The organism is Variovorax palleresanus, from assembly GCF_051144945.1.
Classification (GTDB): Bacteria; Pseudomonadota; Gammaproteobacteria; order Burkholderiales; family Burkholderiaceae_C; genus Variovorax; species Variovorax paradoxus_S.
On the sequence record NZ_JBJNVP010000002.1, the window covers coordinates 347,700 to 370,980 of the forward strand.

General features: G+C 65.7%; 24 protein-coding genes and 1 tRNA gene. 13 read left to right on the forward strand and 12 right to left on the reverse strand.

All coding sequences use genetic code 11. The features are described 5' to 3' along the window. Positions 1 to 117: 117 nt before the first annotated feature. On the reverse strand, positions 118 to 1,077 hold the full coding sequence (locus tag ACJ7Z0_RS05460) for a tripartite tricarboxylate transporter substrate binding protein (RefSeq protein ID WP_431130855.1): 960 nt from the start codon (positions 1,075 to 1,077) through the stop codon (positions 118 to 120). Between the two features lie 128 nt (positions 1,078 to 1,205). On the opposite strand from ACJ7Z0_RS05460, the gene ACJ7Z0_RS05465 reads away from it, so the two are divergent. From ACJ7Z0_RS05465 to ACJ7Z0_RS05480, 4 genes are read left to right on the forward strand one after another with little or no spacing between them, the layout of a single operon-like run. Beyond that, positions 1,206 to 1,886 (forward strand): response regulator, encoded by a 681-nt coding sequence (locus ACJ7Z0_RS05465; protein WP_434789007.1) that lies wholly within the window; start codon positions 1,206 to 1,208, stop codon positions 1,884 to 1,886. Next, positions 1,883 to 3,304 (forward strand): sensor histidine kinase, encoded by a 1,422-nt coding sequence (locus tag ACJ7Z0_RS05470; protein WP_434789008.1) that lies wholly within the window; start codon positions 1,883 to 1,885, stop codon positions 3,302 to 3,304. The genes ACJ7Z0_RS05465 and ACJ7Z0_RS05470 overlap by 4 nt, the downstream gene beginning before the upstream one ends. A 2-nt stretch (positions 3,305 to 3,306) precedes the next feature. Next, on the forward strand, positions 3,307 to 3,741 hold the full coding sequence (locus tag ACJ7Z0_RS05475) for an RNA-binding S4 domain-containing protein (protein WP_431130850.1): 435 nt from the start codon (positions 3,307 to 3,309) through the stop codon (positions 3,739 to 3,741). Between the two features lie 52 nt (positions 3,742 to 3,793). Continuing rightward, positions 3,794 to 4,600, forward strand: coding sequence for a PPK2 family polyphosphate kinase (locus tag ACJ7Z0_RS05480; protein WP_434789009.1), 807 nt, complete (start codon positions 3,794 to 3,796; stop codon positions 4,598 to 4,600). Positions 4,601 to 4,649: 49 nt separating this feature from the next. Here the strand turns inward: ACJ7Z0_RS05480 and ACJ7Z0_RS05485 are convergent, their stop codons facing one another. The 4 genes from ACJ7Z0_RS05485 to ACJ7Z0_RS05500 form a co-directional block, all read right to left on the reverse strand. Next, positions 4,650 to 5,321: a hypothetical protein gene (locus ACJ7Z0_RS05485; RefSeq protein WP_434789010.1), complete on the reverse strand. Its 672-nt coding sequence runs from the start codon at positions 5,319 to 5,321 to the stop codon at positions 4,650 to 4,652. Between the two features lie 166 nt (positions 5,322 to 5,487). Next, positions 5,488 to 6,174: an RraA family protein gene (locus tag ACJ7Z0_RS05490; RefSeq protein WP_434789011.1), complete on the reverse strand. Its 687-nt coding sequence runs from the start codon at positions 6,172 to 6,174 to the stop codon at positions 5,488 to 5,490. A 20-nt stretch (positions 6,175 to 6,194) separates the two neighbouring features. Then, the gene (locus tag ACJ7Z0_RS05495) at positions 6,195 to 7,181 is read right to left on the reverse strand and encodes a Bug family tripartite tricarboxylate transporter substrate binding protein (RefSeq protein ID WP_434789012.1); all 987 of its coding nucleotides are present in this window, start codon (positions 7,179 to 7,181) and stop codon (positions 6,195 to 6,197) included. Beyond that, the gene (locus ACJ7Z0_RS05500) at positions 7,178 to 8,407 is read right to left on the reverse strand and encodes a pyridoxal phosphate-dependent aminotransferase (protein ID WP_434789013.1); all 1,230 of its coding nucleotides are present in this window, start codon (positions 8,405 to 8,407) and stop codon (positions 7,178 to 7,180) included. The genes ACJ7Z0_RS05495 and ACJ7Z0_RS05500 overlap by 4 nt, the downstream gene beginning before the upstream one ends. 104 nt (positions 8,408 to 8,511) lie before the next feature. Between ACJ7Z0_RS05500 and ACJ7Z0_RS05505 the strand changes: the two genes are divergently transcribed. From ACJ7Z0_RS05505 to ACJ7Z0_RS05515, 3 genes are all read left to right on the forward strand, one after another. Continuing rightward, positions 8,512 to 9,516, forward strand: a complete 1,005-nt coding sequence (locus ACJ7Z0_RS05505) for a LysR family transcriptional regulator (RefSeq protein ID WP_434789014.1) — start codon at positions 8,512 to 8,514, stop codon at positions 9,514 to 9,516. A 205-nt stretch (positions 9,517 to 9,721) separates the two neighbouring features. Beyond that, positions 9,722 to 9,991 (forward strand): type II toxin-antitoxin system RelE/ParE family toxin, encoded by a 270-nt coding sequence (locus ACJ7Z0_RS05510; RefSeq protein ID WP_431130836.1) that lies wholly within the window; start codon positions 9,722 to 9,724, stop codon positions 9,989 to 9,991. Between the two features lie 42 nt (positions 9,992 to 10,033). Further along, positions 10,034 to 10,387: a HigA family addiction module antitoxin gene (locus ACJ7Z0_RS05515; RefSeq protein ID WP_434789015.1), complete on the forward strand. Its 354-nt coding sequence runs from the start codon at positions 10,034 to 10,036 to the stop codon at positions 10,385 to 10,387. Positions 10,388 to 10,506: 119 nt separating this feature from the next. On the opposite strand, the gene ACJ7Z0_RS05520 is transcribed toward ACJ7Z0_RS05515, so the two are convergent. The 6 genes from ACJ7Z0_RS05520 to cysS all read right to left on the reverse strand — a co-directional run bounded on the left by ACJ7Z0_RS05520 (position 10,507) and on the right by cysS (position 15,992). After that, positions 10,507 to 10,599: transfer RNA gene (locus ACJ7Z0_RS05520), tRNA-Ser, on the reverse strand. A gap of 26 nt (positions 10,600 to 10,625) precedes the next feature. Then, positions 10,626 to 11,894, reverse strand: a complete 1,269-nt coding sequence (locus tag ACJ7Z0_RS05525; protein WP_434789016.1) for an aspartate kinase — start codon at positions 11,892 to 11,894, stop codon at positions 10,626 to 10,628. A gap of 67 nt (positions 11,895 to 11,961) precedes the next feature. Beyond that, complete coding sequence (gene tilS, locus ACJ7Z0_RS05530; RefSeq protein WP_434789017.1) at positions 11,962 to 12,939, reverse strand: tRNA lysidine(34) synthetase TilS; 978 nt, start codon at positions 12,937 to 12,939, stop codon at positions 11,962 to 11,964. 11 nt (positions 12,940 to 12,950) lie between these two features. After that, positions 12,951 to 13,931, reverse strand: coding sequence for an acetyl-CoA carboxylase carboxyltransferase subunit alpha (locus ACJ7Z0_RS05535; RefSeq protein WP_307576649.1), 981 nt, complete (start codon positions 13,929 to 13,931; stop codon positions 12,951 to 12,953). Positions 13,932 to 13,947: 16 nt separating this feature from the next. Next, complete coding sequence (locus ACJ7Z0_RS05540) at positions 13,948 to 14,598, reverse strand: DNA-3-methyladenine glycosylase family protein (protein WP_434789018.1); 651 nt, start codon at positions 14,596 to 14,598, stop codon at positions 13,948 to 13,950. A 17-nt stretch (positions 14,599 to 14,615) separates the two neighbouring features. Continuing rightward, positions 14,616 to 15,992 (reverse strand): cysteine--tRNA ligase, encoded by a 1,377-nt coding sequence (gene cysS, locus ACJ7Z0_RS05545; RefSeq protein ID WP_434789019.1) that lies wholly within the window; start codon positions 15,990 to 15,992, stop codon positions 14,616 to 14,618. A gap of 191 nt (positions 15,993 to 16,183) precedes the next feature. Between cysS and ACJ7Z0_RS05550 the strand changes: the two genes are divergently transcribed. The 6 genes from ACJ7Z0_RS05550 to ACJ7Z0_RS05575 all read left to right on the forward strand — a co-directional run bounded on the left by ACJ7Z0_RS05550 (position 16,184) and on the right by ACJ7Z0_RS05575 (position 20,132). After that, on the forward strand, positions 16,184 to 16,774 hold the full coding sequence (locus tag ACJ7Z0_RS05550; RefSeq protein WP_431130824.1) for a tetratricopeptide repeat protein: 591 nt from the start codon (positions 16,184 to 16,186) through the stop codon (positions 16,772 to 16,774). A gap of 91 nt (positions 16,775 to 16,865) precedes the next feature. Continuing rightward, a complete protein-coding gene (locus ACJ7Z0_RS05555) occupies positions 16,866 to 17,462 on the forward strand; it encodes a peptidylprolyl isomerase (protein WP_431130822.1) in 597 nt (198 codons plus the stop codon). Positions 17,463 to 17,492: 30 nt separating this feature from the next. Further along, positions 17,493 to 18,005, forward strand: a complete 513-nt coding sequence (locus ACJ7Z0_RS05560) for a peptidylprolyl isomerase (protein WP_434789020.1) — start codon at positions 17,493 to 17,495, stop codon at positions 18,003 to 18,005. 13 nt (positions 18,006 to 18,018) lie between these two features. Next, complete coding sequence (locus ACJ7Z0_RS05565; RefSeq protein WP_434789021.1) at positions 18,019 to 18,801, forward strand: UDP-2,3-diacylglucosamine diphosphatase; 783 nt, start codon at positions 18,019 to 18,021, stop codon at positions 18,799 to 18,801. 8 nt (positions 18,802 to 18,809) lie between these two features. Next, positions 18,810 to 19,601 (forward strand): M90 family metallopeptidase, encoded by a 792-nt coding sequence (locus ACJ7Z0_RS05570; protein WP_434789022.1) that lies wholly within the window; start codon positions 18,810 to 18,812, stop codon positions 19,599 to 19,601. A 237-nt stretch (positions 19,602 to 19,838) separates the two neighbouring features. Further along, the gene (locus ACJ7Z0_RS05575; RefSeq protein WP_434789023.1) at positions 19,839 to 20,132 is read left to right on the forward strand and encodes a GYD domain-containing protein; all 294 of its coding nucleotides are present in this window, start codon (positions 19,839 to 19,841) and stop codon (positions 20,130 to 20,132) included. 101 nt (positions 20,133 to 20,233) lie between these two features. On the opposite strand, the gene ACJ7Z0_RS05580 is transcribed toward ACJ7Z0_RS05575, so the two are convergent. After that, positions 20,234 to 23,164: a DUF349 domain-containing protein gene (locus ACJ7Z0_RS05580; RefSeq protein WP_434792614.1), complete on the reverse strand. Its 2,931-nt coding sequence runs from the start codon at positions 23,162 to 23,164 to the stop codon at positions 20,234 to 20,236. Between the last annotated feature and the right edge of the window lie 117 nt (positions 23,165 to 23,281).

Genomic DNA, 23,281 nt, shown 5'->3' on the forward strand with positions numbered 1-23,281 from the left:
CGCTCCCTTCCAGGAACACCGCGGAACCGGCTTTGCCGGGCCGCTGATGTTGCCCCCGTAGAGGGTTGGCGTTGGCGTAGCGACGCGAAGTGCGCGAAGACTGGGGGCGAGCCAAATTCAGACCATTCCGGACTTGACCATGATGGCGCGCAGGCTGGCGAAGTCGTCGTCGACGAACTTGGCAAAAGCCTCGCCCGAGAGCACGGCCGGCGTCCAGTCGTTCTTCTTGAGCGTTTCGGCCCACGACGGGCTCTTGAGGGCAGCCAGCACCATGTCGGTCAGCGCCTTGCGCTGTTCGGCGGTGATGCCGGGCGCGCCGTACACGCCCCGCCAGTTGCCGATCTCGACGTCGATGCCCTGCTCCTTGAGCGTGGGCACGTTGATGCCCGGCAGGCGCTGGGCGGACGTGACGGCAATGGCTTTCATCTTGCCGGCGGCAATGTACTCGGCGAACTCGCTGTAGCCGCTGCCGCCGATGGTGACGTTGCCGCCCAGAATGGCCGCCGTGGCCTCGCCGCCGCCCCGGAAGGCCACATAGTTGATCTTGGACGGATCGGCGCCGACCTTCTGCGCGATCATGGCCGCGGCAATGTGCTCGGTGGAGCCGCGCGAACCGCCGCCCCATTTGACGCTGCCGGGGTCTTTCTTGAGCTGATCGACCACGTCCTTCATGGTCTTGAGGGGCGAGTTGGCCGGCAGCACGAAGACGTTGTATTCGGTGGTCATGCGCGCGATGGGCGTGGCCTGCGAAAGATTGACCGGCGGCTTGCCGGTGATGATGCCGCCGAGCATGACGGAGCCCATCACCATGAGCGCGTTCGGATCGCCCTTGGAGCCGTTCACGAACTGGGCCAGGCCCAGTGCGCCGGCGGCGCCGCCCTTGTTGTCATAGGTGACCGTGTCGGCCAGCTTGGATTCGGTCAGAGCCTTGCCCAGCGCGCGGCCCGTGGTGTCCCAGCCACCGCCCGGGTTGGCTGGAATCATCATCTTGACGTTGGCTGCGGCGCGTGCCGACAACGGCAGCGCTCCGGCGGCGGCCAGCGCGGCCAATGACTTCAAAAAGGTGTCGCGACGCATCGATGTCTCCTGGTAACTAAAGAAAACCTGACTTGGACCTGAGCCGCTATCATGCGCCGCCCCGCTGTCAGTTGGCTGTCCACCGGACTGGGGAAAACACCAAAGTACCATTCTCCCCTCCACGCCCCATGAAGCTGCTGCTGGTCGAAGACGATCCCTCGATGCAGGTTACCCTGCAGCGCGCCCTCGCCCGCAGCAAGATCGACGTGCGGATCTGCGGCGACGGCGCCTTGGCCGTCGAGCAATGGCGCGCGCTGGAGCCCGACGTGGTGGCGCTCGACCTGAGCCTGCCGAACCTGGACGGCCTCCAGGTGCTGGCCGAGGCACGCGCCGCGGGGCTGCGCACGCCCGTGCTGCTGCTGACGGCCCGCGGCACGGTGGGCGACCGCATCATGGGCCTGAATGCCGGCGCCGACGACTACCTGCCCAAGCCCTTCGACCTCGATGAGCTGGAGGCGCGCATCCGCGCCCTGCGCCGGCGTCACCAGAACGCCGGCGCCGACGTGATCCTGAACCCGCAGGAAGTCGGCGGCCTGCGCTTCGAGCCCGAAAGCGGCGCCATCTACCACCGCGGCGGCATCCTGGAACTCACGCCGCGCGAGCTGGCGCTGCTCAAGGCGCTGATGATGAAGCCGGGCCACGCAGTCAGCAAGGAACGGCTTTTCGAGCTGGTGTTTCCAGGCGAAGCCGACGTGCAGTACGAGGCTGTCGAGGTGGTGGTGTATCGCCTGCGCAAGAAGCTCGTGGGCACCGGCGCCGCGCTGATGACGCTGCGCGGGCTGGGCTATCTCTTGCGCGCGGAGCCATGAGGGCGGCCCTGTCGCTGCGCGCGAGGCTGCTGTTCGGCATTCTCGCGCCGGTGGCGCTTTTCATCGTGATCAACAGCGTGAGCCTGTACCGGCAGAGCCTGGCCGCGGCCACCACCGCCTACGACCGGACCCTGCTCGCGTCGGCCAAGACCATCGGCGAGCAGCTCGACGTGGAAGGCTACGACGACGGGGCACGGCTGCGCGCCATCGTGCCCTATTCCGCGCTCGAGGCTTTCGAGGCCGACAACCGCAGCCGGCTTTTCTATCGTGTTTCGGCCCTCGACGGCGAAATGGTCTCGGGCTTTGCCGAACTGCCGTTCTGGCGCGGCCGCATTCCCGATCGCGGAGCCTATTCGGCGCTGGTCGATTTCTACGACGCGCGCTTTCGCGGCCAGCCCGTCCGGATGGCTGTATTGCTGCAACCCGTGTCCAGTGGCCGCGGCCGCGGCATGGCCGTGGTGCAGGTGGCCGAAACCCTCGAGCTGCGCGAAACGCTGGTGCGCAAGCTGCTCGTCGACATGCTGTGGCGGCAGCTGCTGCTGATGGGCGTCATCGCGCTGGTCACGGTGCTGGTGGTGCAGCGCGCCACGCGGCCGGTGCGGGAGCTTGGCGAAGCCATCGAGAAGCGCGCGGCCGATGACTTTTCGCCCATCGATGCCCCCGATGCCCCGCGCGAACTGCGGCCGCTGGTCGACGCCACCACCGAGGTCATGGGCCGGCTGCAGCGCCTGCTCGACCACCAGAAGCGCTTCGTGCGCGACAGTGCCCATCAGTTGCGCACGCCGCTGGCCGTGCTCAAGGCCCAGGTGCAGTCGGCAAGGCGCGGCGATGTGGCGCCCGAACAGGCGCTGCGCGAAATCAGCCAGACGGTGGAGCGCGCGACTACGCTCGCCAACCAGATGCTGTCGCTCGCCAAGGTCGAGCAGCTGCGGCAGCAGCCGGAATCGGTTCCGCTGGAGCTTGGCGAGGTGGTGCGGCAGATAGCGCTGGACCTGTCGCCGCTGATCGCCGACAAGTCGCTCGATTTCGAGCTGGACATCGACCACCCCGTGACGGTGCGCGCGCACCAGTGGATGCTGCAGGAACTCACGCGAAACCTGCTGCACAACGCCATCAAGCAGAGCCCGCGGGGCGGCGCGCTTTCCGTCATGGTGCGCTCCGACGAGGACGAAGCCGTGCTGACGGTGCGCGACGAGGGACCTGGCATTTCGGCCGAACTGCGCCAGCGCCTGTTCGCGCCCTTCTCCGCCGGCGACACGGCCAGCGGCTCCGGGCTGGGCCTCGCGATCTGCCGCGAAATCGTGCTGGCGCTGGGCGGACGCATCAGCCTGGACAACCGCAGCGTGCAGGAAAATTCCGCACAGGTGGTCGGGCTCGACGCTGTCGTGCGGCTCCCGGTCTACCGCCACAATTCTTGAATATGGATCGCTTGCGCATCGACAAATGGCTCTGGGCCGCCCGCTTCTTCAAGACGCGATCCCTGGCTGCGGATGAAATCGGCAAGAACCGGGTGCAGGTCAACGGGGACATTGCCAAGGCCTCCCGGGAGGTCAAGGCGGGGGACACCGTGGCCATCCGCCTGGGCGCCGTGACGCGCACGGTCACGGTGCGCGGCTTGAGCGGCCAGCGCGGGCCGGCACCCGTGGCGCAGCAGCTTTATGAAGAAACGCCGGAGAGCATCGCGGCGCAGGCCGAGATGCGCGAGCAACGCCGCATGGGCAGCGAGCCAGCCTTGGCCATCGTGCAGGGCCGGCCGACCAAGCGCGACCGGCGCGAACTCGACGGCGCGGCACGGCATGCCGACTGGGACAACCGCTGGAGCGCGTCCATCGATCCGAACGACACCGATCGCTGATCGCCCGCTGCCGATCGCGTACGCTGCGTGTCTTTGCACGGAGCCCGGGTTCATGGCCAACCTCAAGAAATACCGCGTCGACAGCACCTTCAAACTCTCGCAGGTAAGCCCCGGCGAAACACCCTTTCTCGAGGGAAACACGGCCGCGCAGGTCGCCGAGATCGACGCCCTCGCGGTCGAACTCGACGAGATGCAGGATCTGCTGCATGCCGAAGGCCGCCGCAAGGTCCTCTTGGTGCTGCAAGGCATGGACACCAGCGGCAAGGACGGCACCGTGCGCTGGGTTTTTTCGCGCACTTCTCCGCTGGGTGTCCGGGTCACGGCCTTCAAGGTGCCCAACGACGACGAACGCGCCCACGACTATCTCTGGCGCTGCCATGCGGTGGTGCCGCGCGCGGGCGAAATCGCGGTGTGGAACCGCAGCCACTACGAAGACGTGCTGGTGCCCGTGGTCGAAGGCTGGATCGACAGGGCCGAGGCCAGGCGGCGCTATGCGCAGATCAACGATTTCGAGCGACTGCTGGTCGAGACCGGTACGGTCATCGTCAAGTGCATGCTGCACATCGACAAGGACGAACAGCGCGAACGCCTGCAGGCGCGCATCGACACGCCCGGCAAGCAATGGAAGTTCAGCATGGGCGACCTCGAAGTGCGCACCAAGTGGAACGCCTACCAGGAGGCCTACGACAGGGCACTGCGCGCCACCTCGACCGAGCACGCGCCCTGGTACGTGATACCCGCCAACCACAAGCGGCATCGCAATCTCATGATCGCGCAACTGCTCATGAAGACCTTGCGGCAGATGAAGCTCAAGGCGCCGCCCGTGGATCCCGCGCTCAAGGGCCTGGTCATCAAGTGAGCGAGCGGCTGGTTGCCGCCGGCGCGCACCGTGCCGGCATGCTCCCGCGTCAGGAGCGGCGAACGGCCGGCTGCCCCAGCACGCGGCACTTGCCGAATTCGCAGCGCACCGCCCAGGTGGCGCCGTTCGAACACGGCACGCTGTACGACTCGTAGCCCGGGCCCTTGGCCATCAGTTCAGCCCGCGGCTGAATGCTGCATTGGCCGGCCTTGGCAAGAGTTTCGGCGTTGTAGGTGTCCACGCCCGTCCTGCGCGGCGCCAGAACGACCTCGGGGTTGAAGGTATGGCCGTAGAACGTGTCGCGCACGTTGGGGTCGAGATTGCGGTAGCCGCGCTTGGCCATGCAGTGCACCAGCGCGATCTGCTGATGCTCGGCAATCAGGCTCGCATCGGGCCGGTAGGACATGTCGATCGCCGCCGCCGAAATGCCCGTGTACGAAGCCGCGGCAACGATGCCCTGGCCATGCACCGTGATCAGGCCCAGGCCCAATGCGAGCCACATGGCGTCGCCAGACTCGCTACGCGCGGTGATCCGCATCGCCGCAGCGCGGCAACCGGCCACGTCGCTGTCATAGCGGGCCTTGTCGACACCCTCCATGGCCACCATGGGCACATAAGTAAGCCCCGATCCTGTTCCGGGCTGCGTCGGAGTCGGTGGCGGCGTGCTGACGCACCCGGCCAATGCAACAACGGCGCACACGATGCTCAGCAGCAGCTTCATGGAATTTCCCTCGTCCTCTTTCGCGATATTTCCGCCGATTTAACCATACAGATGGTTACTTTTGCGCCAATTTTGTCGCAACCTCGCGACGGCCAGCGGCTTGAATGCTTTCGGCTACAGGCTTCGGAGGACGAGGCGTTGTACGCGGCACTGCACGTGCGCTGGATCAGAGCGTCTCGTGTTCCTTGAGCACGCCCGCCTTGCGCAGGGAAGCCACCAGCCACTTGGCCGTCGTGTCGCCCCTCGCAATGGCCTCGATTCGCGCTGCTTCTTCCTCGACCTTCAGTTTTGCCGCGCGAATGAACGCTTCGACTTTTTCCCGCTCGACCACCACCACGCCGTCGGCATCGCCCACGATCAGGTCACCCGAACGGACGGCCACGCCGCCCACGGACACCGTGTGCCCGATCCGCCCCGGGGCCAGCTTGGTCGGACCGTTGGGATTGGTGCCGACCGAGAAGACGGGAAAGTCCATCTCGTCGATTTCGGCGCTGTCGCGCACCGCGCCATCGATCACCACGCCGGCAATGCCGAGCTGCCGGCAGGCGGTCATCATGATGGTGCCCATCAGGGCTGCGCTCTGGTCGCCCTTGCCATCGATCACCAGCACGTCGCCGGGCTTTGCCAGCGCAATGGCGGCGTGGATCATCAGGTTGTCGCCCGGCCGCACTTCCACCGTGAGCGCACTGCCGGCCAGCTTCATCCGGTGGCGCAAGGCCCGGATACGGCCATGCAGCGCGCCCCGGCGGCCCGCAACGTCGGCAAGGATGGCGGGCTGGAAAGCCGAAGCCTGCCGGACCAGATCGGGGGAAACGCGTTCGAAGTCGCGCACGATATCGGGAAGCTGGTTCATCGTCTCTCTCGTTCTCGTTCTTACTCGGCCTTGACGTCGGCGTCTTTCACCACGCGGCCCCATTTGCGCTTGTCCGCAGCCAGGAAGGCGCGGAACTGCTCGGGCGTGCTCCCCACAGGCTCCAGGCCGTCGGCGGCGAGCCGCTTGGAGATCTCGGGCATCGCGAGCACCTTGGCGACTTCGCGCTGGATACGCTCGACGACGGCCGGCGGTGTGTTCTTCGCCGCGCAAATGCCTGCCCATGTCACGGGTTCGAAGTCGGGAACGCCGGCTTCCATCACCGTCGGAATGTCGGGAAAGGCGGCCAGCCGACGCGAGCTGGCCACGGCCAGCGCGCGGAGCTTGCCAGCGCGCGCGTACTGCATCGAGCTGACGGGCTGGTCGAAGATCATCGAGACCTGGCCTGCAATGAGGTCGGTCATGGCTTGGCCGGTGCCCTTGTAGGCCACGTGAACGATGTCGATGCCGGCGCGGCTCTTCAGCATCTCGCCCGCAAGATGCCCGCCCGTGGCCGTGCCCGATGAAGCGAAGTTGATCTCGCCCGGCTTCTGTTTGGCGTAAGCGACCAGTTCCTTGACGCTTTTCACCGGAAGCGTCGCGTTGACCATCAGCATGTAGGGCGCGTAGATGACCTGCGTGACCGGCACGATGTCCTTCTCGGAATCGAACGGCATGCTCTTCAGGACATGCGGCTGGATCGACAGGGTTCCGGTGGTGCACATCAGCAGCGTGTGCCCGTCCGCGGGCGCGCCGAGCATGGCCGACGCAGCGATGTTGCCGCCGGCACCGGGGCGGTTTTCGACCAGCACCTGCTGGCCGAGGCCTTCCGCCAGTTTCGGAGCGATCAGGCGTGCCACGACGTCGTTGGATCCACCGGGCGAGAAGCCGACGAGGATCTTCACCGGTTTCGACGGAAAAGCATCTGTACCCTGCGCCTGGGCGGCGCCGAGCCAGACGGTGCTTGCGGCAAGAGCCGGCAGCAGCTTCAGGAGTGGTCGGAGTTTCATTGCAGTTCCTGGTTGATGGCTTGGCCCGAAAGTTCATCGCGCGCCTGCGCAATGCGACGGCAACCCTCCAGCAGCTGTTGGGTGCTGGCGGCAAAAGAAATGCGGAAATGCGTCGGCACGCCATAGGCGCTGCCCTGCAGCGCCGCCAGGTCCTGCGAATCGAGCAGGTGCATCACCCAGTCGTCGCTGCTCTCGATTGCGACGCCCTTGCGTGTGCGAAGGCCGAACAATGCGCTGCATGAGGCGAAGATGTAGAACGCTCCGTCGGGCACTTCGCACCGGATGCCGTCGATGGCATTGAGCGAGGCAACCACCGTGTCGCGCCGCTTCTCGTATTCGCGCCGGTTCGCGGCAATGGTGTCCTGCGGCCCCGTGAGCGCTGCAACGGCCGCAGCCTGGGCGATGGAGTTCGGCCCGGACGTGCTTTGCGACTGGAGCTTGACCATCGCCTTGACGAGTGCCGAAGGCCCTGCCCCGTAGCCGATGCGCCAGCCTGTCATCGCGTAGGCCTTGGAAACGCCGTTCACCGTCAGGGTGCGGTCCTTGAGGTCGGGCGCAGCCTGGGCCATGGTGGCGAACGCTACATCGCCATAGATCAGGTGCTCGTAGATGTCGTCGGTCAAGATCCAGACGTGAGGGTGGCGCCGGAGCACCTCGGCCAGTGCCAGAAGCTCGGCACGCGTATAGGTCGCCCCGCTCGGGTTGTTCGGCGAGTTCAGCATCAACCAGCGCGTCTTGCCGGTGATGGCGCGCTCCAGATCCGCAGGCTGCAGCTTGAAGCCCATGGCTGCCGGACAGTCGACGAAGACCGGAACGCCGCCGGCCAGCAGCGCGATGTCGGGGTACGACACCCAGTAAGGCGCCGGCACGATGACTTCGTCGCCTGCTGCAACCGTGCACATCAGCGCGTTGAAGATTACCTGCTTGGCGCCCGTGCCGACGATGATCTCGCTCGGCGCGTAGGCCAGTCCGTTCTCGTTCAGGAACTTGCCGGCAATGGCCTCCTTCAGCGACGGCGTGCCGCCCACATCCGTGTACCGGGTCTGGCCCGCCGCCATGGCTCGGATTGCCGCCTCCTTGATGTGATCGGGCGTCTCGAAATCGGGCTCGCCGGCGGTAAGGCCGAGGATGTCCCGACCCATCGCGCGCAGCTCGCGCGCTCGCTGTCCGGCCATGGAACTGGGAGACGGCTTGATTCGATTCAGGCGTGGAGCAATGTGAAGCATGCAAGCAGTATCGAAGTCCGGTTGCCGCAGGACAAACGAGAAATCGGAGCAGTGAGCTATTCCTTTTTTTCGTGCGGCAAGCCTTGGGCGTACATTCCACTGGAATGAACTTCACCTTCAAGCAGCTGGAGGCCTTTCTCTTCAGCGCCAGGCTCCAGAGCTTCAGCGCCGCGGCGGTGAAGCTGCACACCACGCAGTCGGCCATCTCCAAGCGCCTGGCGGAGCTCGAGCAGTCGCTTGGCGGCCCCTTGCTGCATCGCACGTCCCACGGCCTGGAACTGGCGCAGGCCGGCAGAGAGCTGCTGCCGCTCGCGGAAGAAGCCCAACGGCTCTGGCAGCGCATCCAGCACGACATCAGCGTCGACAAGACGCTGCGCGGCACCTTCCGGGTGGGTGTGACGGAACTGATCGCGATGACCTGGCTCACGAGCCTGATCCAGCTGCTCCAGAAGCTGCACCCCCAGGTGACGCTCGAGCCCGTGGTGGACGCCGGGCTTACGCTCTTCGAGCGCCTGGAAGCCAACAAGCTCGACCTGACCATCATGCCCGGCACCTTCTGGGGCCAGGCTTTCGAATCGATCAAGGTGGGGCAAGTCGACCAGGCCTGGATCGCGAGCCCGCGGCTCGACATTCCCGCCCGGGCCCTGAAGCCGCATGAGTTTGCCGATTACCCCGTGATCGAGCAGCCCGCCGGCGCCTCGAAGAACAGGTTCTACGAAGCCTGGCGCGCAGAGCACGGGTTTCGCTTCGGCAAGGTCATGCTGACGAACAGCACGACCATCCTGCGCGAACTGACGATCAGCGGCTTCGGCATCAGCCAGCAGGCGCTCGACTACGTGCGCCCGGACATCAAGAGCGGCCTGCTGCGGGTGGTGAAGAGCGACCCCATGCCACCGCCCCTGGTCTACAGCGCGGTCTACCGGCGCGACAATTTCAGTCCCGCGCTGACGCGCATCGTCGAGCTGGCCGTCAAGACCTGCGACTTCACCCTACGGGCAAGCCAGCACGACGTGGCCCCGGCCCGCCCGCCGCGGGGCTCGGGCGGGCCCCTGCGGCAACGCGCGCTCCGCCAGGGTGCGAAGGCACCGGTCAGGAAGACCAGAAAATAGTTGATTCATCGAGCGCGCAGACCTCGCCGTCCACCACGCACTGCCGGCACTTCAACTTGGCCAGGGCTCTGCGCAATCTCGGCAAACCATTTCGTTGCATCGGTGCCGTTGCAGCTTGCCTCGAAATCAGCGCACCCCGGGTGCAAAGAGCAAGCCGCTCGTCGCAGTGGTTTACCGATTACCGGTAAACACTATAAAATGCAACATGGCGATCCAATCCTTCTCCTGCCCCGATACCGAAGAGCTTTTCACCAAGGGCAAGAACGCTCGGTTCGCCAACATCAAGGATGTGGCCACGCGCAAGCTGACGCAACTGGATGCAGCGACTTCCGTGGCATTCATGAAGATGCCTCCGGGCAATGATTTGAAGTTTTACGACGATGCGTGGCACGTCAGGATCAACCAACAATGGCGCCTGACCTTCAAGTGGGCAGAGTCAGGCCCCTACGAAATACGAATTGAAGACCCACACTGACCGGCCAGCCTGCCGGATACCGCACCTAGATAGGGCACTTTTATGATGAAAAATGGAATGCGTCCGGTCCACCCCGGCGAAGTCCTCCGCGAGGATTACTTGAAGCCGCTCGGGATGACCGCGAACGCGCTGGCCAAGGCACTGCGTGTGCCCGCCTCGCGCATCAATGACATCGTTCTCGAACGCCGCGGCATCACACCAGACACCGCGCTGCGCCTGACCCGCTATTTCGGCGGCGAAGAGGCGGACGCGCAGGGCTGGATCAACATGCAAGCGACGTACGATTTCAAGGTCGCTCAGAAGGCCGTTGCCAAGGTCATCGCGAAGGAAGTGAAGCCGCGCGACGCCAAGGAAGCTGCGGCACCAAACGACGAGCGATTCGCATTGGGCGCTTGAGGGCGGGAATGGGCTGGAAAGCCTCAGAACGCCCAAGAGGTCAGACCAATGAAAAAGCCCAGTAAATCAATGATCTACTGGGCTTTTTGGGGGCTTCTGGAAGGCACCAGAAGCCGTATTGGCGGAACCGGAGGGATTCGAACCCTCGATGAGGCTCTACACCCCATACTCCCTTAGCAGGGGAGCACCTTCGGCCACTCGGTCACAGTTCCTGAAAGAAGCCGAGATTATGCCACCGTCAGGCGGCCGGTTGATCCAGATCGAAGGCTTTGTGCAGCGCGCGCACGGCCAATTCCATATATTTTTCGTCGATCACGACCGAGGTCTTGATCTCGCTGGTCGAAATCATCTGGATGTTGATGCCCTCTTCGCTCAGCACGCGGAACATCTTGCTGGCCACGCCGACGTGGCTGCGCATGCCGATGCCGACGATGCTGACCTTGCAAATCTTGGTGTCGCCCACGATTTCGGTCGCGCCCAGCGAGGGCATGACCTTCGACTGCAGCAGGTCGACGGTCCTGGCGTACTCGTTGCGGTGCACCGTGAAGCTGAAGTCGGTGCGGCCGTCCTTGCTGAGGTTCTGGATGATCACGTCGACCTCGATGTTGGCATCCGCCACGGCGCCGAGGATGTGATACGCGATGCCCGGCTTGTCGGGCACGCCGAGCACCGAGATCTTGGCCTCGTCGCGGTTGAAAGCGATGCCGGATACGACGGCTTGTTCCATGTTTTCGTCTTCCTCGAAAGTGATCAGCGTGCCGGACTTGGCCTCTTCATTGATGTCGATGTCCCACGGCGTGAAGCTGGAGAGCACACGCAGCGGCACCTTGTACTTGCCGGCGAATTCGACCGAGCGGATTTGCAGCACCTTGGAGCCCAGGCTCGCCATTTCGAGCATCTCTTCAAAGCTCACGGTCGAGAGGCGGCGCGCATCGGGCTCCACGCGCGGGTCGGTGGTGTAGACGCCATCCACGTCGGTGTAGATCAGGCACTCGTGCGCCTTCATGGCGGCTGCAATGGCCACGGCGGAGGTGTCGCTGCCGCCACGGCCCAGCGTGGTGATGTTGCCGTCTTCGTCCACGCCCTGGAAGCCGGTGATGACAACCACCTTGCCGGCGTCGAGGTCGGCGCGCACGCGCTCGTCGTCGATGCTCTCGATGCGGGCCTTGGTGTAGGAGTTGTCGGTGCGCACCGACACCTGCCAGCCCGCGTAGCTCACGGCTTCCATGCCTTCGGCCTGGAGGGCAATGGCCAGCAGCGCCGACGACGCCTGCTCGCCGGTCGAGGCGAGCATGTCGAGTTCGCGGCCATGCGCCTCGCTGGGTTTGCTCGGCGCAAGCTCCTTGGCCAGGCCAAGCAGGCGATTGGTTTCGCCGCTCATGGCACTCGGGACCACGATCATCTGGTGGCCGGCGCGTGCCCATTTGGCGACGCGCTTGGCAACATTCTTGATGCGCTCAGTCGAGCCCATCGACGTACCGCCGTATTTGTGAACGATCAATGCCATGGGTGAATTCAGAGAAAAAGAAAGGGCCGCTCCACTCCGGAGTGCAAGCGCGGCGCCCTGCAAGCCGTCAGCGCGAAGCCTTGGGCGAGGGCCCGGAATTGTACCAATGCAGAAAATCGCCCCTGCGCTCGATGAAACCACTGGCCACCTTCAGGTGGATGCGATGGCCGCGGGTGGTGCAGGCACGAACCTGGTCCAGCAGCTGGTCCAGCTGCGCCGCGCTGGGCGCGCAGCCGTGCGCCTGCATGAGCCAGTGGCGCAGCACATTGGCCTGCCGCGCGCGCGAAAGCGCCTGCAGCTCTGCGATGCGGGGCGGATCGCCCACCACGGCCAAGTCTTGCGCGGCGAGTTCGCTCAGCAATTCCTGCGCCTGCGCGGCGTGGCCGATGCTGCGCGCGAAGGTGGCGCGGAATTGCGGAAAAATCCGAGCCAGCGCGGGTAGCAGCACTGCGCGAATCCGGTTGCGCGTATAGCGCTCGTTCTGGTTGGTCGGGTCCTCGATCCAAGGCAAATCGAGGCCTTCGAGCCAAGCCCGGATATCGGCACCAGCGACCGCCAGCAACGGCCGATGGATGTCGAGTCCGTGGCGCTGCGCATGCGCGGGCATCGCGGCCAGGCCCGGAAGACCCGCGCCCCGGGAAAGGGCCAGCAACAGGGTTTCGACCTGATCGTCCGCATGGTGCCCCAGAGCTATGGATTTGATAGCGCCAGCGGGTTCGCCCTCGCGCGCCATTGCTGCAAAAGCTTCGTATCGGGCGCGCCGGGCCGCATCTTCGGGGCTGTCGCCTTGGGCATGCCGGGCATCGACGCGGTGCACCACCAGCGGCACGCCGAGGCGCTCACACACCGCGGCGCAGTGCCGTTCGAAATCGTCAGCCGCGGCCTGCAGGCCATGGTGCACGTGGAAGGCCACCACCTGCCCCGGCCAGGCGGACGCGCACGCGGCCAGCAAGGCGGTGGAATCCGCGCCGCCGCTGAAGCCCACCGCCAGCGGCAGATGCGCCGGCTCGAACGCGGCCATCGCGCGTTCGAAGGCTTCGTTCATGGGGCGCTTGCTTATCTGCCGGTGTCGGCCTTGGTGTCGTTGAAGCGGCCGTAGCTCTGCAGGCGCTCATAGCGGCGATCGAGCAGTTCCTTCGGCTTCAGGTCGCTGACCTGGCGGAATGCGTCGTTGAGCGCGCGCTTGAGGAAAGCGGCCATCTGGCGATGGTCGCGGTGCGCGCCGCCAACCGGCTCATTGACGATCTTGTCGACCAGGCCCAGGGCCTTCAGGCGGTGCGCCGTGATGCCGAGGGCATCGGCCGCTTCCTGCGCCTTGTCGCTGGTCTTCCAGAGAATGGAAGCGCAGCCTTCGGGGCTGATCACCGAGTAGATGGAGTACTGCAGCATCACGAGCTGGTCGCCCACCGAGATGGCCAGCGCGCCGCCGGAGCCGCCCTCGCCGATGATGGTGACGATGATCGGCACCTCGAGCTGCGCCATCTCGAAGATGTTGCGGCCGATGGCTTCGGACTGGCCGCGCTCCTCGGCATCGATGCCCGGGTAGGCGCCCGGCGTATCGACGAACGTGAAGACCGGCAGCTTGAATTTTTCGGCCGTCTTCATGAGGCGCAAGGCCTTGCGGTAGCCCTCGGGCTTGCTCATGCCGAAGTTGCGCGCAGTGCGCTCCCTCGTGTCGCGGCCCTTCTGGTGGCCGAGCACCATGCAGGGCGTGCCGTTGAAGCGCGCGAGGCCACCCACGATCGAGAGGTCGTCGGCGAAGTGCCGGTCGCCGTGCAGTTCGACGAAGTCGGTGAAGATCTCGTTGACGTAGTCGAGCGTGTAGGGGCGCTCCGGATGCCGGGCGATCTTGGTGATCTGCCAGGGCGTCAGGTCGCTGTAAATGTCCTTGGTGAGCTGCTGGCTTTTCTTGCCGAGCTGGTCGATTTCCTCCGAGATGTCGACCGCCGATTCGGTCTGTACATAGCGCAGTTCTTCGATCTTGGATTCGAGTTCAGCAATGGGCTGCTCGAAGTCGAGGAAGGTTCGTTTCGCCAACGTCTTCTCCTGTTGTTCAGTATGCGACCGGTACCGGGTCGAGCGAGCGCCAAATATACCAAGTCGCCACGCTGCAGTACGGCGCCCAGGCCACGGCGACGTCGCGGGCATCGCTTCGGCTCACCGGATCGCCCGAAAAATAATTGACGCTGATGCCGTTGAGCAGGCCGAGGTCGTCGACCGGCAGCACATTAGGGCGCATCAGATGAAAGATGAGGAACATTTCGGCCGTCCACCGGCCGATGCCGCGGATGGCAACCAGTTCATCGATGATGAGCTCGTCGGCCATGTCCTTCCAGGCGTCGACGTGCACCGCGCCGGAATCGAAATGGATGGCCAGGTCGACCAGGTACTCGACCTTGCGGGCCGACAGCCCTGCCCCGCGCATGTCGTCGACCTTGAGCTTGAGCACGTTGGCCGGCGTCAGTTTGCGCGGCAGCACCGCGAACTTGTCCCAGACCGTTTGCGCGGCCTTCACCGAAATCTGCTGGCCCACGATGCTTCGCGCGAGCGTGGTGAACGCGTCGCCGCGCGACTCCAGGCAGGCATCTCCGAACTTCGGAATCAGCCGCTTCATCACCCGGTCCTTCTTGGCCAGGTGCTTGCAGGCCTCTTCCCAATAGTCCGGCGTGTAGATCTTGACCGCCGGATTCCTGGAAGCGGGCATGGGGTTGGTCGTTCCGTTCACTGGGCGGCCGCCCAGGTCGTGCCGGTGGGCGAATCCTTGAGCACGATGCCCTGCGCAAGAAGGTCGTTGCGGATGCGGTCGGCCTCGGCGAAGTTCTTCGCGGCCTTGGCGGCCGCGCGCGCGTCGATCTGCGCCTGGATGGTGGCTTCGTCCAGCGTCGCGCCCGCGCGCAGGAAGCTCGTCGGATCGCTCTGCAGAATGTTCAGGCAGCCGCCCAACGCCTTCAGCAGCCCGGCCTGTGCGGGCGATCGCGTGCGGTTCACCTCGCCCGCCAGGTCGAACAGCACCGCAACCGCCTCGGGCGTTGCAAAGTCTTCGTCCATGGCGGCCTTGAAGCGCGCCGCATAGGGGTCGTTCCAGTCGATGGCTACAGCTTCAGGCGCGACCAGGTCGAGTGCCGTGTAAAGGCGCTTGAGCGAATTGCGGGCGTCGTCCAGGTGCACGTCGCTGTAGTTGAGCGGACGGCGATAGTGCGCCCGCACCACGAAAAAGCGAATGGTCTCGGCGTCGTACTTCTTGAGCACATCGCGGATCAAGAAGAAGTTGCCCAGGCTCTTGGACATCTTCTCGTTGTCGGTCACGATGAAGCCGTTGTGCATCCAGTAGTTGGCGAGCGGCTTGCCGGTGGCACCTTCGCTCTGTGCAATTTCGTTCTCGTGATGCGGGAACTGCAGGTCTTCACCGCCGCCGTGGATGTCGAGCGTTTCGCCGAGCAGTTCGCAAGCCATGGCCGAGCACTCGATGTGCCAGCCCGGACGGCCCGGCCCAAACTCGCTGGCCCACTTCACTTCATCGGGCTCGCTCGCCTTGGCGCTCTTCCAGAGCACGGGGTCGAGCGGGTCGTCCTTGCCGTCGAGCACGGCCACGCGTTCGCCCGCGTGCAGCTCGTCGATGGACTTGCCGCTGAGCTTGCCGTAGCCCGGAAACTTTCGAATCGCGTAGTTCACGTCGCCGTTGTCCGAGCGATAGGCCAGGCCCTTCTTCTCGAGCGTGCCGATCATCGACAGCATCTGCGGGATGTAGTCGGTGGCGCGGGGTTCGTGCGTGGGACGCTCGATGCCGAGCGCATCGGCGTCTTCGTGCAGCGCGTCGATCATGCGGTCGGTGAGCGAGCGGATCGTCTCGCCGTTCTCGACGGCGCGGCGGATGATCTTGTCGTCGATGTCGGTGATGTTGCGCACGTAGGTCACGCCGTACCCGTTGGCCTTGAGCCAGCGCTGTACGAGGTCGAACGCGATCATGGAGCGGGCGTGGCCCAGATGGCAGAGGTCGTAGACCGTCATGCCGCAAACGTACATGCGCACCTTGCCGGCTTGCAATGGGGAGAATTCCTCCAGTTCACGCGAGAGCGTGTTGTAGATGCGCAGACTCATGAGGCTCGGAAAGCGTCGCTTCGCGCACGTGCGGCACGGGCGAACGACGGTGTATTTCAGGGGTGACGGGGCAGTGGCTGCGAGGGGTTGGACATGGCCCCTCGGCTACAATGCAGCGCAGTATAAACGGCTACTGCCGTGTCCTTCCGGGTGTTTTCGAGGCCCGCATTTCCCAATCCTGCCGAGGCTTCATGAAGCACGTCGCATTCACCAAATTCTCCCTCGCCTTTGCACTGCTCTTCAGCCTGTGGGGTTCCGCCGCGTATGCCAACGACTACGACGACGTGAACACCCTGCTGCGCCAGGGCAAGTCGAACGAGGCGCTCGCCAAGGCCGACGCCTACATTGCCGGCAAGCCGCGCGACCCGCAGATGCGCTTTCTGCGCGGCGTGATCCTCACCGAGCAGAAAAAACAGAACGAGGCCATTGCTGCGTTCACGCAGCTGACGCAAGACTTCCCGGAACTGCCCGAGCCCTACAACAACCTGGCCGCGCTCTATGCATCGCAGAGCAAGTTCGACCAGGCGCGCGCGGCGCTGGAACAGGCACTCAAGCTCAACCCGAATTACGCCACCGCGCATGAGAACCTGGGCGATGTCTACGCCCGCCTCGCGGCCCAGGAATATGTGCGCGCGCAGCAATTTGCCAGCACCAATGCCAGCGTTGCGCCCAAGCTCTCGCTGATCCGCCAGATCTTCACCCCCAAGACCGAAGCCGATGCCGCGGCCCTGCCGGCGGCACCGCCCGAAGCTCGCAAGCCGGTCGGCCGCGCGAGCAAGTAGTAGCCTGCGAGCAACCGCCAACGCGTTGGTGCCGCGGCAGCTTGCATTGGCCGGCCCGAGCCCCACATCATTCGCACACCGGAGCCTTTTCTTGACGACCCAAGTCCTTATCCAATCCGCTCGATTCAGCCGCCGCGCCGCGCTGGTGCTGGCGTCCGCCCTCGCCTTCGCCGGCGCTGCACATGCAGAAGCCGGCCCGCGCGTGAAGCTCAACACATCGGCGGGCGACATCCTGATCGAACTCGACCAGGCCAAGGCGCCCAAGACGGTCGAGAACTTTGTTCAGTACGTCAAGGACAAGCACTACGACGGCACCGTGTTCCACCGCGTGATCGACGGCTTCATGATCCAGGGCGGCGGCTTCACGCCTGAAATGCAACAAAAGCCAACCCGGGCCCCCATTGCACTCGAAGCCAGCAACGGCCTCAAGAACGACAGGTACACGATCGCGATGGCACGCACCGGCAATCCGAACTCGGCCACCTCGCAGTTCTTCATCAACGTGAAGAACAACGATTCGCTCAACGCGCCCAACCCGGATGGCTACGGCTACACCGTGTTCGGCCGCGTCGTGTCCGGCACCGACGTGGTCGACAAGATCCGCGCTGTTCAAACCGGTAACAAGGGCGGCATGCAGAACGTGCCGCTCGAGCCCATCATCATCAAGTCCGCCACACTGGCGAAGTAATTTCCGAACATCCGAAAGAAGGACTCCCTCATGAGCAACCCCAAAATCGAACTCCACATCAAGAACTACGGCGTGATCACGCTCGAACTCGACAGCGTCAAGGCGCCGAAGTCGTCCGAGAATTTCGTCAACTACGTGAAGAACGGCCACTACGACAACACGGTGTTCCATCGCGTGATCCCGGGCTTCATGGTGCAGGGCGGCGGCTTCGAGCCCGGCATGAAACAAAAGCCCACCGGCGCCGAGATCGAGAACGAAGCCAACAACGGCCTCAAGAACGACAACTACACCGTTGCCATGGCCCGCACGAGCGCACCGCACTCGGCCACCGCCCAGTTCTTCATCAACGTGGCCGACAACGGCTTCCTGAACCACACCGCTCCCTCGGCCCAGGGCTGGGGCTATGCGGTGTTCGGCAAGGTCACTGGCGGCACCGACGTCGTCGACAAGATCAAGGCCGTGAAGACGGGCCGCAAGGGCTTCCATGACGACGTTCCGCTCGAAGACGTCGTGATCGAAAAGGCCGTGGTCGTCTCGGAATAAAGACTGGCGCGGCATGGGCTCGGACATCGCGGCACCCCCGGCTTTCAAGGAGCTGCTCGCCCCGCCCGCATGGCGCACCGTCGACCTGATTTCCGACCTGCACCTGCAGGCCGGCGAGCCCGCCACCTTCGAGGCCTGGCGGGGCTATCTGGAGACCACGCCGGCCGATGCATTGATCATCCTCGGCGACCTGTTCGAAGTATGGGTGGGCGACGACGCGGCCGACCTCCCAGGCTTCGAGGCCGAGTGCACCGAATTGCTGCGCCGCACGGCCGAGCGGCTGCCGGTGTACTTCATGCACGGCAACCGAGACTTCCTCGTGGGCCCGGCGCTGGCCGCGCGATGCGGCTTTGCGCTGCTGGACGATCCCACGGTGCTGGTGCTGCACCGTGAACGCTGGCTCCTGAGCCACGGCGACATTCTTTGCCTGGACGACACCGACTACCTCAAGTTTCGCGGCCAGGTGCGCACGCCCGAATGGCAGGCGGCGTTTCTGGCCAGGCCGCTGGCCGAGCGCCGCGCACTCGCGCGCTCCATGCGCGTGCAAAGCGAAGACCGCAAGCGCGACCCGTCGGCGCGCTGGGCCGACGTGGATGGCGGCGCCGCCCGCCAATGGCTTCATCAGGCGCGTGCGCGCACGCTGGTGCACGGCCACACGCACCGGCCCGCCAATCACGACCTGGGCGACGGCCTGCAGCGCATGGTGCTGAGCGACTGGGACGCCGCGGCCCACCCGCCGCGTGCGCAGTTGCTCTGCCTTTCCACCGCCGGCGCGCAGCGCGTCGACCTGCGCTAGCGCGGCCCATGTTCAAGTGGCTGCGCCGGTTGCGCGCCCTGCCCCCGATTCCCGAAGCTGCCTGGCGTGCCACGCTCGAGCGCTATGCCTTTCTTGGCGCATTGCCCTTCGACGCGCAGCAGCGGCTTCGCACCCTGGCCGCCGAATTTCTGCGCGACAAGGAATTCCATGGCACCCAGGGCTTCGTCATCACCGACGAGGTTGCGCTGGCCATTGCCGCGCAGGCGGTGCTGCCGGTCCTGAACCTGAAGGGCGGGCTGAACTGGTATGACGATTTCGTCGGCATCGTGGTGCATCCGTCCGAGGTGGTCGCGCGCCGCAAGATCGTCGACGAAGCGCAGGTGGTGCACGAATACGACGAAGTGGTGGCCGGCGAAGCCATGGACCGCGGACCGGTGATGCTGAGCTGGCAGGACGTGCTTGCGAGCAGCATCACGGCGGGCGGCGGCTACAACGTCGTGATCCACGAATTCGCCCACAAGATCGACATGCGTGGCGGCGACGCCGATGGCTGTCCACCGCTGCCGCCAGGCTTTGCGGGCAAGCACAGTGCCCGCGAATCCCGCGCCGCCTGGATCGCAGTGCTGCAGCCCGCCTATGAGGATTTTCGCGAGAAGACGATCCTCGCCGACCGCTTCGGCGCCGAAGCGCCCTGGCTCGACGACTACGGCGCGACATCGATCAGCGAATTCTTCGCGGTGGCCTGCGAGGCCTACTTCGTGAACCGTCCGAACTTCGCGCGCGACTTCCCGGCGGTGCTGGCTCTCTTCGACGAATTCTTTCGGGCCGAACAGGCCTGATCGCGCATCGCAATCTGCGTTTCCTTGCTTACGCGCACGATACGGCCCGCCTACCCCGTCCAGGGTATGAGCCGCCCGCGCGGCACCTTGTCTTTGCAGGCCGCAGGCGTAGCATCGCTGCGGCCATCGCCCACCACAGCCCCGTAGCACCGTTGCGCGCGTGATGACCTGAAGCGTCGCCATCGGGGGCGGCGTTGCTTCATGTGATGCCCCCCGTGGATAACGCAGGAGCGAAAAATGGTGACCTATATCGGTATGCTGAATTTCACGGACAAGGGCATCCAGAGCGTCAAGGAAACCACCAAGCGCGCCGCTGCCGCCAAGGAAAGCGCCCAAAAGCTCGGCGTCAAAATGCGCGATATTTATTGGACCATGGGCGACTGCGACGTGGTCTGTGTGCTGGAGGCCGAGGACGAGCAGGCGATCGCCGCATTCAGTCTGGCGATTGCCATGCAGGGCAATGTGCACACGCGCTCCCTGCGGGCCTACACCGCCGGTGAAATGGACCAGATCCTGGCCAAGCTGCCTTGAGCGGTGTCGGCTGGACGCCGGGACTGCGGCGCTGCCGAGTCAGGTGAAATGAAAAAGCCCGCGCGCGGCGGGCTTTCTCGTGAACTTGCGCCGAAGAAGCCTTACTTGCGCAGCAAGGCCTTCAGTGCGTTCTGCAAACGGCGTGCGCTCGCCGTGTCGTGCGCCGCAGCCAGTACCTTGCCTGCGTCCTGGCCCCAGGTCTGGACCGGCGGTGGATCGCCGCGCTTCGTCAGCAGTTTGAGCTGCAGTGCGCGGCGTGCGTCGAGCTGCTCGGCGGGCGTCGGCACTTCGGCGGCCATTTCCAGGCGCAACAGTGCTTCGGCTGCTTCATCGGGAGCGGCCTTGGGCGCCGAACCGACGGCCTGAGACCAGCCGCTGCGCACCGCGGGCGTCACCGCACGCCCCAACTCCTGCACGCTGGGCAGCTTCGAGGCATCGCGCTGTTCCCATGCGCCAAGCACTTGCGTGAGCGCTTCGCCATGCGCTTGCGCTGCCAGCTTGCGCAGCGCCATGTCCGCACGCTCGAGCGCTTCGCGCTGGGCGCGGAAGGCGGCATCGCCGAGCCTCGGGCTACGGTCCTCGAAGCGCGGCGGACGATCGCCGAAGCGTCCGGCCGGCGCGCCGCGGTCGCCGCGGGCATCGGGACGAGGCGCTCCGCGATCGCCGGGACGGCCAGGGCCGCCCGGGCCCGGGCGGGCGCCGTCGCGCCGATCGCCGAACCTGCCGCCAGCGCGGCCAGCAGGTGCCGCGTCCGTCTTCTTGCTGCCAGGACGGTCGTCGCCGCGCATGGCCACGACCGGCTTGGATGCAGGCTTCGGTGCCGCCGCGGGCGCCGGGCTCTCGACAGCAGCCGCTTCGCCGGCTTCGTGTGCCGCATCATCGGTGCGCGCAGACGCGTCAGCGCCGTCGGCCGGTGCCACGAGGTCGGAAGTTGCAGCTTCCGCGGCTTCGACGCGTGCAGCCGGCAAGGCTTCCGCATCGCTCGAGCCCGGGGCCTGCTCGGCGCTTTCGCCGAATTCAGCCGCAGCCTGTCCGGGCGCGGCCACTTCGGTTGCGCCAACCGAGGGGCCGTCGCTGGAAGCGGCCGGCGCTTGCTCGGGCTTCGCGGCGGGTGCCGGCGGGGGCGCTTCGCCACGCAGCGCGGCTTCGAGGCGCGCGATGGCGGCGCGGATCTTCTGCACGTCGCCGCCAGCGTTGGCCGCGTCGAGCGCCTTGGAGGCCTCGAGCACGTGGCGATCATGTTCGCTCATGGCGGAGGCAGACTTCTCGCGCTCTGCCGTCTTGCGGTTGAAGGCTTCGTCGATAGGGGCGCGGAATGCGTCCCACAGCTTCTGTTCGTGGCGGCGGTCGAGCGGCACGCTCTGGGCTTCCGCCTGCCAGCGCTGCTGCAGCGCCTTGACGGCATCGATGCGCAGCATGGGTTGGGCGCCGAGTTCGGCCGCCTCCGCGATCATGGCCTGGCGCCGTTCGATGCTGGCCTTTTGCGCGGTCTCGAAGGGAGCACGCGCGGCACCGAAGGCTTCGTTCCACTGCGGCTGCAGCTCCGCGAAGACCTTCTCGCCCACGTGGCCGGCATCGCGCCAGCGGTCGGCAAACTGATGCAGCGCGCGGTTGTGCGCCTTCAGGTCCGAAGAGGCGGCATGCTCTGCCGCCCAGGCCTTGACCTCTTCGATGAGCGCCACGCGATGGGCGCGGTGCTCGGCCGCATCGGCGCGAACCTTTTCGAGCCAGGCTTCCACCACCTTGTGGGCTTCGTTGCAGGCTTCGTCGAAGCGCTTCCAGAGCGCATGGTTCGGCACGCCGCCCTGGTCGGCCTGTTTCCACTGGTCGCGCAGCGAGCGCAGCGTTTCCTGCATCTTGCGGCCGCCGAGCGCCTGGCCTTCGGGGCGCTTGAGCAAGCCTTCAGCCTTGGCGACGAGGTCTTCGCGCACCTTGTCGGCGCTCCAGCGCTGCCAGCCTTCGAGTTCGCCGGCGGCAACCAGCGCCGCATGCACACGGGCTTCGAGCGGCGCATCGACCAGCTTGCCGTGTTCCTTCAGCACTGCGCGCAGCGCTGCGGCCGCACCGGCGCTGGCCTTGCCGTGGCCTTCGGCGGTTTCCTGTTCGAGCTTGGCGAGCGCGGCCTGCACGGCGTCTTGCGCGGCGGCGCGCACGGACGGGTCGACCTTGGGTGCGGCGGGCTTGGCAGGCGCGGCCTTGGGGGCCACCACCTCGCCGCGGGCGGCACGCAGTTCGTCGGCCCACACGGGCACCGGCGGCAGGGGGGCCGCGGCATCGGCTGCCGCAGCCTGCGCCTGGGCCAGCGCACCGTGGAAGGCATCGGACACGACCAGCAATTGCGCCTTCGACGACTCGAGTTGCGGGGCAAACCTGGCGTCGAGGCTGTTCCAGTTGGCATCGGCCGTGATGTCGCCGGCCTGCTGCTGCCAGTGGGTCACGTCGGCGCGCAGCGATTCCTCGGCGGCCTGCGCGTCCTGCCAGCTCTTGGTCGACAGCACTTCGAAGCGCTGCGCGAGCAGCACGGCGGCCTCGCGGTGCACCTGGGCACGGTGCTGCAGGTCTTCGATGCCCTTGACGCGCTCGGAGAGTTGCACCTTGAAACCTGCGAGCGGCTCGCGCGACAGCGGCGCGCCGGCCTTGGCGGCGTCGCGCTGCCAGGCAAGCGCATCGGCAATATTGAGCTTGGACTGGGCCAGCAAGGCCTCGGCCTTTTGCGCCCATTCGGCCGCAATGGCTTCCTGGCCCTTGGCGCGCTTGAGTTCGTCGAGCTTTTCGCGCAAGAGGCGCGCCGCGCCCTTGTCGCGGCCGCTCAGTTCCTTGAAGACTTCCTGCATTTGCTCAGGCGCGGGGTTGCCCGCGAGCCAGTCGCGGATGCGCGCGGCGCGCTCGCCCGAAGTTGGCGCGGTGAAGGCGCCGCCGGTGAGCGTGTCGAGGGCCTGGAGGTCGTGTGGCTTGGAAGAAGTAGAGGTCACTTGCGCGAAATCGTTGTCTGAAGAGAGAAAGCGAAGGCGCCGGCAAAGGCCGGCGCACATCGACATTTTCACCCACTTGTGGCGGGCGGTTGAATTACATGCCGCAACAGCAGCCAAATGGCCGCCGGAATGTCGGCGGCGGCTGCCTACATATATAGCGCGGCGGTACGAAAAACC